Annotated in this window: 17 protein-coding genes; 13 read left to right on the top strand and 4 right to left on the bottom strand. The window is 30.5% G+C overall.

Translation table 11 applies throughout. The features are described from left to right. Nucleotides 1-163 precede the first annotated feature (163 nt). Nucleotides 164-1,096, top strand: coding sequence for a M14 family metallopeptidase (locus BED47_RS13685; protein ID WP_069034125.1), 933 nt, complete (start codon nt 164-166; stop codon nt 1,094-1,096). 85 nt (nt 1,097-1,181) lie between these two features. On the opposite strand, the gene BED47_RS13680 is transcribed toward BED47_RS13685, so the two are convergent. Then, a complete protein-coding gene (locus tag BED47_RS13680; protein WP_069034124.1) occupies nt 1,182-1,358 on the bottom strand; it encodes a DUF2759 domain-containing protein in 177 nt (58 codons plus the stop codon). Nucleotides 1,359-1,515: 157 nt separating this feature from the next. Between BED47_RS13680 and BED47_RS13675 the strand changes: the two genes are divergently transcribed. Both BED47_RS13675 and BED47_RS13670 read left to right on the top strand, forming a co-directional pair. After that, nucleotides 1,516-2,142: an MBL fold metallo-hydrolase gene (locus BED47_RS13675; RefSeq protein WP_069034123.1), complete on the top strand. Its 627-nt coding sequence runs from the start codon at nt 1,516-1,518 to the stop codon at nt 2,140-2,142. Between the two features lie 12 nt (nt 2,143-2,154). Then, a complete protein-coding gene (locus BED47_RS13670; RefSeq protein WP_069034122.1) occupies nt 2,155-3,285 on the top strand; it encodes an SAM-dependent methyltransferase in 1,131 nt (376 codons plus the stop codon). Between the two features lie 29 nt (nt 3,286-3,314). Here BED47_RS13670 and BED47_RS13665 read toward each other — a convergent pair whose 3' ends face one another. Further along, on the bottom strand, nt 3,315-3,557 hold the full coding sequence (locus BED47_RS13665; protein ID WP_056475051.1) for a DUF2626 domain-containing protein: 243 nt from the start codon (nt 3,555-3,557) through the stop codon (nt 3,315-3,317). Nucleotides 3,558-3,906: 349 nt separating this feature from the next. Here BED47_RS13665 and comGA point away from each other — a divergent pair, with 349 nt between their 5' ends. Genes comGA through BED47_RS13620 form a run of 9 tightly spaced genes read left to right on the top strand, consistent with a single transcriptional unit; the run spans nt 3,907 to nt 8,626 of the window. After that, nucleotides 3,907-4,968 carry a competence type IV pilus ATPase ComGA gene (gene comGA / locus BED47_RS13660; RefSeq protein ID WP_069034121.1) on the top strand — a complete coding sequence of 354 codons (1,062 nt, stop codon included), beginning with the start codon at nt 3,907-3,909 and terminating at the stop codon, nt 4,966-4,968. Continuing rightward, nucleotides 4,961-6,004 carry a competence type IV pilus assembly protein ComGB gene (gene comGB, locus BED47_RS13655; RefSeq protein WP_069034120.1) on the top strand — a complete coding sequence of 348 codons (1,044 nt, stop codon included), beginning with the start codon at nt 4,961-4,963 and terminating at the stop codon, nt 6,002-6,004. Before comGA ends, comGB begins: the two co-directional genes overlap by 8 nt. 12 nt (nt 6,005-6,016) lie before the next feature. Further along, the gene (comGC, locus tag BED47_RS13650) at nt 6,017-6,313 is read left to right on the top strand and encodes a competence type IV pilus major pilin ComGC (RefSeq protein WP_084006914.1); all 297 of its coding nucleotides are present in this window, start codon (nt 6,017-6,019) and stop codon (nt 6,311-6,313) included. Next, nucleotides 6,279-6,752 carry a competence type IV pilus minor pilin ComGD gene (gene comGD, locus BED47_RS13645; protein ID WP_069034118.1) on the top strand — a complete coding sequence of 158 codons (474 nt, stop codon included), beginning with the start codon at nt 6,279-6,281 and terminating at the stop codon, nt 6,750-6,752. Before comGC ends, comGD begins: the two co-directional genes overlap by 35 nt. Beyond that, nucleotides 6,739-7,068: a pilus assembly FimT family protein gene (locus tag BED47_RS13640; RefSeq protein WP_069034117.1), complete on the top strand. Its 330-nt coding sequence runs from the start codon at nt 6,739-6,741 to the stop codon at nt 7,066-7,068. Before comGD ends, BED47_RS13640 begins: the two co-directional genes overlap by 14 nt. Further along, nucleotides 7,049-7,483, top strand: coding sequence for a competence type IV pilus minor pilin ComGF (comGF, locus tag BED47_RS13635; RefSeq protein ID WP_069034116.1), 435 nt, complete (start codon nt 7,049-7,051; stop codon nt 7,481-7,483). Before BED47_RS13640 ends, comGF begins: the two co-directional genes overlap by 20 nt. Next, nucleotides 7,452-7,856 (top strand): hypothetical protein, encoded by a 405-nt coding sequence (locus BED47_RS13630; protein WP_069034115.1) that lies wholly within the window; start codon nt 7,452-7,454, stop codon nt 7,854-7,856. The genes comGF and BED47_RS13630 overlap by 32 nt, the downstream gene beginning before the upstream one ends. 13 nt (nt 7,857-7,869) lie before the next feature. Continuing rightward, nucleotides 7,870-8,394 carry a shikimate kinase gene (locus tag BED47_RS13625; protein WP_069034114.1) on the top strand — a complete coding sequence of 175 codons (525 nt, stop codon included), beginning with the start codon at nt 7,870-7,872 and terminating at the stop codon, nt 8,392-8,394. 22 nt (nt 8,395-8,416) lie between these two features. Further along, on the top strand, nt 8,417-8,626 hold the full coding sequence (locus tag BED47_RS13620; protein WP_069034113.1) for a YqzE family protein: 210 nt from the start codon (nt 8,417-8,419) through the stop codon (nt 8,624-8,626). A gap of 119 nt (nt 8,627-8,745) precedes the next feature. Here BED47_RS13620 and BED47_RS13615 read toward each other — a convergent pair whose 3' ends face one another. Together BED47_RS13615 and BED47_RS13610 are read right to left on the bottom strand one after the other, a co-directional pair. Next, nucleotides 8,746-9,552 (bottom strand): YqhG family protein, encoded by an 807-nt coding sequence (locus BED47_RS13615; protein ID WP_069034112.1) that lies wholly within the window; start codon nt 9,550-9,552, stop codon nt 8,746-8,748. Then, on the bottom strand, nt 9,539-11,224 hold the full coding sequence (locus tag BED47_RS13610) for a DEAD/DEAH box helicase (RefSeq protein WP_069034111.1): 1,686 nt from the start codon (nt 11,222-11,224) through the stop codon (nt 9,539-9,541). The genes BED47_RS13615 and BED47_RS13610 overlap by 14 nt, the downstream gene beginning before the upstream one ends. A 358-nt stretch (nt 11,225-11,582) precedes the next feature. Here BED47_RS13610 and gcvT point away from each other — a divergent pair, with 358 nt between their 5' ends. Beyond that, entirely contained in the window at nt 11,583-12,686 is a 1,104-nt protein-coding gene (gene gcvT, locus BED47_RS13605; protein ID WP_069034110.1) for a glycine cleavage system aminomethyltransferase GcvT, read from the top strand. Nucleotides 12,687-12,689: the final 3 nt, after the last annotated feature.

The following is a 12,689-nucleotide window of genomic DNA, read 5'->3' as shown; positions in this document are numbered from 1 at the left end:
TATTAGCCAAGCTCTTAATCCCACAAGAGCCTGAAACCCACGAAGCTTTAATAATTTAATATGACTTGTTAAATCGTTAAATAAAGCACTTCCTAATCGAAAGTGCTTTTCTATATTTTAATTACATACAATTAACTAGAAAATAATTGATGAGGTGAAAATTTTGTATAAAAACAATCGGCCTTTATCCTTTCATCCAAGAAGATACGATTTTAATGAACTTTCAAATGATATTAGTTTACTAGTACAAGAATTTCCTTTTCTTCGTTTAAATACGATTGGACACAGCGTTTTATATCAGCCTATATATGAGATTCAAATTGGAAATGGACATAGAAAGGTACATTGGAATGGTTCGTTTCATGCAAATGAATGGATTACAACATGTGTAATCATGAAAATGCTTTTTTGGATATGTAACACTTTAACAACTGAAGAGTCTCCATTTCATAAAGAATTAGTAGCTTTATTAAATGAAAATACTTTGTCGATTGTCCCTATGGTTAATCCCGATGGGGTAAATTTAGTTATAAATGGAACTGTTGAACAAAGTGATTATATGGAATTTGTTCATAAAATTAACGAAGGAAATGATGGTTTTACTGGATGGAAAGCAAATATAAGAGGGGTTGATTTAAACAATCAATTTCCTGCACAGTGGGAGGTTGAAAAAGAAAGAAAGAAACAAAAAACATTCTCTCCTAGAGACTACCCAGGAGATGCTCCATTAACTGAACCAGAAACAATCGCAATGAGTAATTTAGCAATTGAAAGGAAGTTTGATCTTATTTTGGCTTTGCATACTCAAGGTAAAGAATTTTATTGGGGCTATGACAATCTTGAACCGCCTATCTCGGAAGTCTATGCAAATTATTTTTCTAGTATTAGTCCCTATAAAGCAGTAAAAACAATTGATAGCCATGCAGGTTTTAAGGATTGGTATATACAAGATTTTCGGAAACCAGGATTTACACTTGAATTAGGTAAAGGAATCAATCCATTGCCACTCTCTATGTTTGAATCCATTTTTTCAGAGACTTTCCCAATACTGTTAGCGTCTTTATTTAATTTAGAAAACCAATCAGTCTCAAAATAAAAAAGCTGACAATTTTGTCAGCTTTTTTATTTTAGTAACATGTTTTCTATATGTAGAAAATAGTCCGTTACACAATAAATAAATATTATAAGTGCGCTGGTGGATAACCGTTATGTAAAATTGTCATAATGGCAAACCAACCAAATAAAACTAATGTAGCGGCAGACCAAAAAACGGCTAAAAAGTTCTTCTTCTTTAATGATCCTAATAAAGCAGGAACACTTAGAATAGCTACTAGTATAAAAATAATAACTGTACCCATTGTAAACCCCCTATAAATTTCTTCAAGCAACCCCTGTTTGCTATCACATCATTATTATTGTAAAACTTTTATGAACAATTGTCTATTTGAAATTAAGTGCTAAAACAAAATTATGATATAGTATTATATAGATTAAAAAAGAAAGCAGGGTATGAATATGAATGTTTTACAATTACCACTAGGTCCATTACAAACTAATTGTTATATCTTAAGTAATGATATGAATGAAGCAGTTATTTTTGATCCGGGCGAAGAAGCACATGTAATCTTTAATGTTATTGAAGAAAATAAATTAAAGCCATTAGCAATCCTTTTAACCCACGCCCATTTTGATCATATTGGGGCTGTTGATGATGTGCGTGATGAATATAATATACCCGTTTATATTCATAAATATGAAGCGGATTGGTTAACAGATGGACAAAAAAATGGTTCTGAATTATTTATGAGAAATCAATCAATTTTTGCAAGGGAAGCAGATCACTTGATTGAAAAAGAAGGTAAAATGGAAATTGGTCCTTTCTTATTTTCAATTTTTGAAACTCCAGGCCATTCTCCAGGAAGTGTTTCATTTTATTGTAAAGAAATAAAGACAGTATTTTCTGGTGATGCATTATTTGAAGGAAGCATCGGACGAACTGATTTACCTGGTGGGGATCACGAGCAGTTGATTAGAAGTATAAAAGGTAAGTTACTTTCTTTACCTGATGATGTCGTTGTATGTAGTGGTCATGGAGAGACTACAACGATTGGTGATGAGAAAAGATATAATCCATTTTTATAATAAGGTAATATGATGAAAAACATAATAATGAATGCGATAAATAACAGCAAAAAAGGTTTTATTACATACGAACAATTTATTTTGTTAGTTCTTTATGATCATGAAAATGGTTATTATCAAATGGCAAATGAAAAAATTGGACGAAAAGGTGATTTCTATACTACAAGCTCAGTAGGTTCGGTATATGGAGAAGTAATTGCAGCATCATTTTGTCGGTTTGTTAAGAATAACCTAATCGAACCTTTTTTTATCGAAGTTGGTGGTGGAAATGGCAGATTCGCATCATCCTTTCTTTCGTACTGTGAAAAAAAAGAGCCTGAAATTTATCAAAATTTAAATTACTATCTAATTGATGCAAGCCAATATCATCGTAAATTACAAAAAGAATTATTGACGAACCATTTAAATTGTAAATACTTCTCAAATATAGTAGAAATCGAGCAAATCAATAATGGAATGGTTTTTTCAAATGAATTGTTTGATGCTTTACCTGTTCGAGTGGTTGAATATAATCAAAACGAATGGCAAGAGGTAGTAATTATAATTGATGAACTAAATAATCTGAAAGAAAATCTCGTTGAAATACAAGATCGGGAAATCAGTGATTTTCTAAGAAGATACAATTTTGTTGGAAAAAATGGTCAAAGAGTTGAAATCCCTGTTGGTATGGAAAAAGTTTATAACCTTTTACAATCGAAAATTAGTAAAGGAATTATTTTAACTGTTGATTATGGTTTTACGAGGGAAGAATGGGATGCACCCCATCGAATGAAGGGAAGTTTGCGCGGTTATTATAAGCATGAAATGAAATCAAATATACTAGAGAATTTAGGCCATATGGACATTACAACTCATATTCACTGGGATGAATTAAAAAAGTTCGGATTACTGAATCATATCGAAAATCTATACTTTTCTAACCAAAGAGATGCAATCTTAGATTTTGGTATATTAAATTGGCTTATTCCGCATGCTCAGTCAAATCCATTTTCAAGTGAATATAAACAAAATAGAGCCGTACAATCTTTAATTATGCCTGGTGGAATAAGCGATTCCTTCCAATGGCTATTACAAACAAAAGGTATGTCAACAAACGACCTTACTAAGTTGAATGAATTGATTTCATTAAATGAATACAAATAAAAAAACCAGTCAAATGACTGGTTTTTCTATTATTCACTAAAGCCTGGTACTAATAAGAAAGTACTATAATATGTAAATCCAATAAAGAACACAGTTAAGTATGCGCCAAAGATATAGATGTACATACGCTCAGAAAGCTTTAGATAGCCTAATACTACGAAAAATGCTGTTTGACATGCGAAAATAAGTGCAGCTGCTGACATATGTCCAACAAAGAACATTACCGTAAATATAGCTGTCCAGAATCCTAGAACGCGGAACATTCGATCCATCCTAAATCCCCCCATAAAAAATTTCTACCCATTCATTATTATAAAATAAGAAAGTTACAATTGTAAACAATGTATTAATACAATTCTAAATTGATTCTAGAGATAATGAAATTAACCCTATCTGATATTATTTTTCTTATTTAATGATTTTCTATACATTGATTTGAAAACATACTTTTTATTTTATTTTATATAATTGATTTTCTTGTACGTTATTTTGGTAAATTAACTTTAGTTTGTATATAAATTTTAGCTAAATTTAATATTTTTGATTAATTTCATCATTTTCATGATTTGGCAGCTGAGGAAAACAAAAATATAATTGCTCGTATAGAAAGGGGGACTAAAAATGGTATCAGTAGAAAAAATGGTCGAAGAACTTCTAAAAAAAGCTTGCCATTTTGGGGCATCGGATATTCATTTATTACCAAAAGAGGATGAGGTACAAATTTTTTTTCGTGTTGATGGTGAATTGAAACTTATTCAACGAATAAATAAAGAGAAGTCCAAGAGGATCATCATGCATTTGAAGTTTTTAGGAAGTATGGATATAGGAGAAATTAGACGGCCACAGACTGGTATTTTGGTTGTTAACATTAATGAAATTTTATTATCACTTCGCTTAGCCACTTTACCAACCATTATTGATGAGTCTATGGTTATTCGTATTCATCCCCAACAAAAAATCGCTCCAATAGAAAGTCTTTCCTTATTCCCATCTACAACTCGTAAGCTTTTGTCTTTATTACATCATTCACATGGGTTAATGATGTTTACAGGTCCAACAGGCTGCGGGAAAACAACAACGCTTTATTCCTTATTACAATCAGCTAAAAAAGACATAGCAAGAAATATCATCACGTTAGAGGATCCGATAGAAAGGAAATCAGATGAATATTTTCAAGTCCAAGTTAATGAAAAAGCAGGCTTAACCTATGCAACTGGATTAAAAGCGATTCTTCGATCTGATCCAGATATCGTAATGGTAGGAGAGATTAGGGATGAAGAGACTGCGAAAATTGCCGTTCGGGCAGCATTGACGGGTCATTTAGTATTAACGACAATTCATTCTAATAACACAAAAGGTGCATTATATCGAATGTTAGAACTTGGAATTCCAAAGGAGGAATTATTTCAGGCAATGGTTGCTATTGTTTCTCAAAGATTAGTTCCAATAAAATGCCGTTTTTGTGAAGGGGAATGTGAACCAAATTGTTTTGTAAATCGGAATCACAGAAGATTAGGGGTATATGAATTGCTTTATGGTAATGCTCTAAATTCGGTTATTAATGAATTTAGAGGGATACAAGAAGAAGTTCAATTATCAACTTTAAATAGTCAGCTCATTAAAGGATATGCATTAGGTTTTATTGATAACAAACATTTGGGCCGAAGTATAATCTATGGGTAAATTTTTTAATAAAAGAAAATTAACTTATATTGAACAGGCTAAGCTATTAAAAATTTTAGGAGAACTTTTACAAAAAGGTTATCCTCTAATTCAAGCAATTGAATTCTTAACGATTCAATTCCCAGATGACCTAAAAGAAGTGATTTATAAAGCTAAAATAGCATTGGTGGAAGGAGGATCATTCATCGATTTTGCTAATATACTTGGTCTTCATCAAGATGTACTCGTATACTTATATTATGCAGAAAAGCATGGTGATTTGTCCTTAGCGCTAGGTGAAGGCAGTTATATGCTTACAAAAAAGATTCAACATAGAGCTTACATAAGAAAAATCATGGGATATCCTATTTTTTTAATCACAATATTATTGCTAATTTTGTTTTTGTTTAGAAATATAATCATTCCTCAATATGAAATGCTTTTTTCAACATTCAATTCTAATCAGAACTCTTTTATTTTCATCTATCTACAAGTTATAAAAAGATTACCTTCAATTATGTTCTCTTCTCTTTTCTTAATTGGATTGACCGCCTACGGATACTTATTTGCAATTAATAAATTAAATTCAATCGAGCGGATGAATAAATTAATTCAAATCCCGTTAGTTAGGAACTATTTAATTACAATGAATACTTATGAATTTTCAATGCAGTTAAGTATATTATTACATGCTGGTTTTCCTATAGTTGATGCACTAAAAACAATGCAGAATAATGATAGTAGGACATTTATAAAAGAAAAAGCAGTAGTTTTCTACAATCAAATTTTAAACGGAATTTCAATGCAAGAAGGATTTAAAAATGAACGTGCATTCCATAGAGATATTATATTTGTGATTGAACATGGCATGAACAATAGTACGCTAAGTAAAGAACTTGCTGATTATGCTGATTATTTAAAGGAGAGTATTGAAACTTACTTTCACCGATCGATGAGGATCATTCAACCGATTATATTAATCCTAATTTCATCAAGCATTCTATCACTGTATATAGCCATCCTGTTTCCGATGTTTCAATTGATGAACAATATCTAGGAGGAGTTAATTTTGAATGAAAAAGGTTTTACTTTAATTGAAATGTTAATTGTTTTATTTATCATTTCACTTCTTTTATTACTAGTGATACCAAATTTAGGAAAACAGCAACAGACCATTCAAACGAAAGGATGTTCTGCACTTCAAAAAATGGTACAGTCAAGTGTTGAATCATATCGATTAGAAAATGAACAATTACCTGAGAGTTTATCAGTCTTAAAAGAACAGGGCTATATAACATCATATAAATGCAATAATAAAGTTGAATTATCGTATGACAAAGCAACTGGATCAGTATCTATACCTTAAAAAAAGGTTGGATAATTCGTATGGTTTTACATTTGTAGAGATGTTATTAGTCCTTTCAATAATGATAATGTTATTGATTTTACCGATCAATCAAGTTAGGAAGATTGAAGATGAACAAAAGGTAACATTATTTATTCAAATGCTTCAAAATGATATTTTTCTTGCGCAAAGGAACGCAATAATAAAACAAATTCCTACTAGGATCATCTTTTATCAAAATAAATATGAAATAGAAGATAATTTACTAAATCCCCCTGTAGTCGTTCGAAATTTTGACAAATCAATTAGTATAACTAACCTTACTTTAAAACCTCCGTTAAGATTTAACTCCGACGGTAATATCTCTAGCTCAGGAACGATTTCAATTAAATATAAAAAAGCTGAATATATCGTTACTTTTTACTTAGGAAGTGGTCGATTTAAATATGATCGGAAATGAAAAAGGATTTACATTTATTGAGGCAGTTATTTCTTTAAACTTACTAATTATTTTTTGTATTATGATTGTTCCTTCAATGTCATTATTTTTACAAACAAAAGATAAGATAACGATTAGCAATATGGCAGATGACTTATTAACAGATATGGTTCATCTTTATTTTATGAACAGAGAAGATTTTAAAGAGGGTTTCTATACAAAGAATGGTAGAGAATTTTTAATAAAAATAAACGCTAGAAATAATTTTAATTCGATTTGTGTTACTTGGACTGATCGAAAAAAGGAAAGTGAAATATGTGAAGAAATTACAGAATGAAAAAGGCTTTACTTTACTAGAAACACTTTTTTCACTTGTTTTATTTTTAATGATTATTTCTATCTCTACTTCAAGTATAAAAAGCTTTGTTAAACGAAATTACAGCTATGAATCCGTAAATAGGTTAGAATTAGATAATTTTATAAAAGAAGTCCAAAAAGAGGCAAACAAAAGTATAAGTTTTACAGTTCATTCCGAACTTCTACTCTTTGAAGAGTTTAATCAAGTTTCGACTAGTTATCGAAAATATGCAACGATTATTCGACGACAAAGGCTTGGATTAGGTCATGAAATTGTACTTCAGAAAATAAGGGATATAAAGTTTGAACAAATAAGCGAAAGGCAAATCCTAGTAAAGATAATCGATTTAAATGGTGGAACTTATGAAAAAACGATTCGATTGTTTATTAATTAAATTTAAAATGCTTGGTGAAAATGGAGTATATTTACCTTACACGATCTTTATGATAAATATTTTACTAATTTTTTTTCTAATACAAATAGATATATTTCATTCGTTCAATACCTTTTATTCGTATACGAGATATCAAAACAAACTAGACCGTGTACATTCACAAGCAATTTACGATTTAAAGCATGGTAATTTACCACTTCAAGGAAATACAGTAAAGTATTATAATAATACAAAAATTATATTGAATACTTATTTAGTTACAAATGATGTATATCATGTAACTTTAACTAGTAGTAATTCAAAAATAAAAAAATATGTAGTTCAATTTAAATATAAAAAAAGTACAAATCACGTATCGGATTGGATCGATTAAGTTGGAGGATGAAATGGAATCAATTTATTTAGTAGGATTTATGGGGTGTGGTAAGACGACTGTGGGAAAGGAATTAGCTAAAAGAGTAAACAAAAAATTTATTGATTTAGACGAGGAAATAGTTTCTCAAACAGGCAAAAGCATACCAGAATTGTTTAATGAGTTTGGTGAAAGCGGTTTTCGCGATATAGAAACACAAGTATTAAAAAATTTACCATCAAAAAAAATGATCACTTCAACAGGTGGTGGAGTCATTCTTCGTGATGAAAACATTGGATATATGAAAGAAACTGGCAAAATAATTTATCTTGAAACTCCAATTGAAATAATATACGAAAGAATTCATTTGGATTCTAACCGACCAAATGCTGTAAATCGGACGATTGAAGAACTAACGGAGCTGTTTCAAAAGAGAGAATCACAATATAAAAAAGCAGATTATGAAATTTCTACGAATAATTTAACACCAATTGAAATTGCCATGGAAATCATTGACTGTTTAAATTATTCAAAAGGAGGAGATAGTAGAAATAAGTGATAAGAAAGTAAGGTGATTTCTATTGAAAACAAATGATTATGTAAAATATATGACAGAACAATTTATTAATTATATCGATCAACCAAAAGAGAAACGTGATTCAATAAAACAAGAAAAAGAAGAGTTGAAGGCCCCATTTTCTACTAACATGTTTGGAATGTTACCATTAAGTTTAGCTTTATTAATGAAAAAAGTTCAAAATCGAAAAGACAAAGAAAAGAAAAGTATCTAGTTAATAAGACTGATTTCAATTAAAGAAGTCAGTCTTTATTTTTTTGCAACAGGAAGAAAAGGAATGAGGAACAATCTTATTTAGATTTCCCTCAATACCTAATCTTCACTTAAATGCCATTAACTTAACTTATTCATTGTGTTAGGTGATAGATAAAAAAGCCCACCATTAATAGCATCAACATGAATAATTGGTTCGTAAAGTTCTTTAAGCGCATTGAATTCTACATGATAATTTTCAGGTTTTTCTTCATCAGCTTCATAAAATTGATTTAATAAATCTAAATCATGTTGCCATCTATTCCTTGCTTCTTCAGCCCATACCGTATCTTCTTTTTCAATTATGTTTCGAAGCAATTGTTCCATTCGATTTAAACCACTTATTGGTTTAATCAAAGGTGACATGGAATAGCAAAAATCAGGTATTTTAGAGTTGAATTGAATTTTTTCAAGTTTTGGATGAAAATCTTCAATAATTCTTCCAGAAATTAAATGGATGCCAAAAGAATATAAATAATCTTTTTTATGATCACAAGTAAATGAAACCTGATAATTAACACCTAACCAAGGGTGTAATGCAATTTGTTGGCCCATAGGTGCTTTTGTGTCTTCATAAAGTCTAATTGACTGTCCTAGTTCATTAACGATTGAGAAAATTTGGTGAAGGCGGGGCGACCCAAAATGAATTTGTTCACCTTTAAGATCTTCAGGTGCATTATCACTATCTGTAATCAGTGTTAACTTCATTGGATTTGGGATACCGCCTGTTTTTTCTAAATAATGCCAATAGAAAGGACGATTCATTAATTTTTTATCCATCTCAATTGTTAATTGTATTTCTAAATATGTTGGTGTTTTCTGTAGAATTTCACAATCATTATGTCTGAAAAAATATTCGATATAATCATGGATTTCATGTTGCTGCATAACTATCACCTGCTTGTTTATGTTGCTGTAATTGAATGATGGACGTTAAATTTTCCATTTTAATTTTCATTTCGCCTTCAGTTTTAGAATGAATAAATATTTCATTCATATGAGCTTCAAAATCTTTATAAGGAATTCTAGTCAGAATATCATCGAGTTCACCAATTACACGCTCAAATAAATTGATTTTTTCATAAAGTAATCTTAGTATGTGTTCTTCAATTGAGCCAACAGTTGCAAAGTTATAGATACTTACATCCTCTGTTTGTCCAAGTCGATGTATACGTCCTATTCTTTGTTCTAGCCTCATCGGATTCCAAGGAAGGTCATAATTAATCATATTTGAACAAAATTGTAAGTTAATACCTTCACCACCAGCTTCTGTTGCTATTAGCACCTGTACACGATTTTTAAATAATTCTTTCATCCAATCTTTCTTACCACGTTTGAAACCACCCCGAAATGGTACAGATGTAATACCGTTTTGCTTTAATAACCATTGTAAATACAACTGTGTTGCGCGATATTCAGTAAAAATAATTACTTTATCATTTATTTTTTTAATTAGTTCAACTACTTTATTCGCTTTTGAATTAGATGTAATTTGATTAATTTGATGAAAAATTTTCTCGATATAAGGATCGTTAATATCAATATTTTCTTTTTCAAATCTTTGAAGCATTTTTTTCATTGATACATAAACAGCTTCACGACTACTACAAGCTTCACGCTTAAATGTTAAAAAGGAGAATGCTGAGGTTACCCCAGTATATTGTGATTTCTGCCATTCATCGATTAAGTCATAAAGCTTTTGTTCTTCTTCATTAAAATTAATTAATACTGTTTCTACCTTTCGCTTTGTCCACTCGATGCCTGTATCTTGTCTACGATTTCGGACCATTACTTTTCCAATTAGTTCTCGTAATAAGTCTTCATGCTCTAATGAGCGGTTCTTAGCAGAAAAATATTCTTCAAAACTAGATTTATTACCTAAATGGCCAGGTTTTAATAAAGAGACTAAATGGAAAATTTCTTCTATGTTATTTTGAACTGGTGTAGCAGTAAGCAGTAAACAATATTTCTTTTTAAGATGTTGTACAAACTCATAGTTTTTTGTTTTATTATTTTTAAGTTTGTGAGCTTCATCGATAATGACGAGATCATAGTTGATACTTAATATTTTTTCTCGATGAGGATCTCTTTTTGCAGTATCGATTGATGATACAACAACATCACAACTATCCCATACATAATTCTTTTTTTGTTGTGCGATTGCTGGAATATGGAATTTTGTATTTAATTCAAAGGTCCACTGTGATACAAGTGATGCTGGAACTAGTATAAGCACCTTATTAACTAAACCACGAATCATGTATTCTTTTAAAATTAAACCTGCCTCAACTGTCTTACCTAATCCTACTTCGTCAGCTAAAATTGCTTTTCCATTCATTTTTTCAATTACAGTCGTAGCCACATCTAATTGATGAGGCAATGGAGTTAAGTTTGGCAAATGAGTAGGAGCAATCATACCTGTAAAAGATGGAATTGCTAATTTTGTAGAAGTATGATAGGCAAGCTTATAATTCTCCCAATTTGACCATGGTCCATCATTTTCAAGCTTCTCTAAGAACTCTTCCTGCCATTCTGTATGGAATTTAATCTCAATTGACATGTAATCCTCACCTATTTCATTTTTATATTGGATAATCATGAACGTTATAGTAAAATAACTGGTATAACGTTCGTTATTTTATTTTTAAAAAATTTCACTTGGATATTGATGAAACTTGTCGTTTAATGTTAGGATAATAGTGTAGAAAAAAAGTAAAAATTTATTATTCTTTTATTAAACAAAAAACTCTTATTGTTAAGAAAAAACAGTTAACTAATATAGTTTGATATTATTTTCTTGTTTTCTACTAGTTTTTCCGAAAATATACAAAATATGTAAATTATTTAATGGTTAGCTGGACGAACTATTAATTTAGTTTTCCATCATGCTAGCATGTAGATAAGGGGGAAATGGCTACATGACGACTTTATTACGCACACCATTGTTTGAAGATTACAAAGTATTAGGTGGTAAAACAATTGATTTTGGTGGCTGGGAGCTACCTGTGCAATTTTCGAGCATTAAAGAAGAACACGAAGCTGTTCGTACAGCAGCTGGTTTATTTGATGTTTCTCATATGGGAGAAATTGAAGTAACTGGTAAAGATAGTCTTAAATATTTACAAAAAATGATGACAAATGATATTTCAAAATTAAATGAAGAAGGCGCATTATATACAGCAATGTGCTATGAAAATGCTGGAACGGTAGACGACTTACTAGTTTATAAGTATAACGATGAACACTATTTATTAGTTGTAAATGCGTCTAATATTGAAAAAGATTTCGCATGGTTAATTTCACATGTAGAAGGTGATGTAAAAGTAGTTAATAAAAGTAATGAAGTTGCACAATTAGCTCTTCAAGGGCCAAAATCTGTTGCAATTTTACAACGTTTAACGAATGAGAACGTTGCTGATATTAAGTACTTTACATTCAAAGATAATGTATTAATTGGTGATCTAAACGTTTTAGTTTCACGCACAGGTTACACAGGTGAAGATGGATACGAGTTATATTTAGCTGCAGAAGATGCGTCTAAGCTTTGGACTTTACTTTTAGAAGCAGGTAAGGAAGACGGTTTAAAACCATGTGGATTAGGTGCTCGTGATACACTTCGTTTCGAAGCAGCTCTAGCATTATATGGTCAAGAACTAACTAAAGACATTACTCCATTAGAAGCTGGTATAGGCTTTGCTGTGAAATTAAATAAAGAAGAAGATTTCTTCGGTAAAGAAGTTCTGAAAAATCAAAAAGAGCAAGGTGTACCTCGTAAACTTGTTGGAATTGAAATGATTGACAAAGGTATTCCGAGAACTCACTATCCTGTATATGTAAACGGGGAAGTAATTGGTGAAGTAACAAGTGGTACTCAATCTCCAACATTAAAGAAAAATATTGGACTTGCATTAATCAAATCTGAATTTTCTGCTTTAGGTACTGAACTTGAAGTTGAAATTCGAAATAAAAAATTAAAAGCAGTAGTAGTTTCAAAACCATTTTACAAAAGAGAGAAGAAGTAACTA

It is taken from the genome of Gottfriedia luciferensis (assembly GCF_001712755.1).
GTDB classification, from domain to species: Bacteria; Bacillota; Bacilli; order Bacillales; family Bacillaceae_G; genus Gottfriedia; species Gottfriedia luciferensis_B.
Note: the sequence above shows the minus strand (reverse complement) of the source record. Positions and strands in the feature narration are given on the sequence as shown.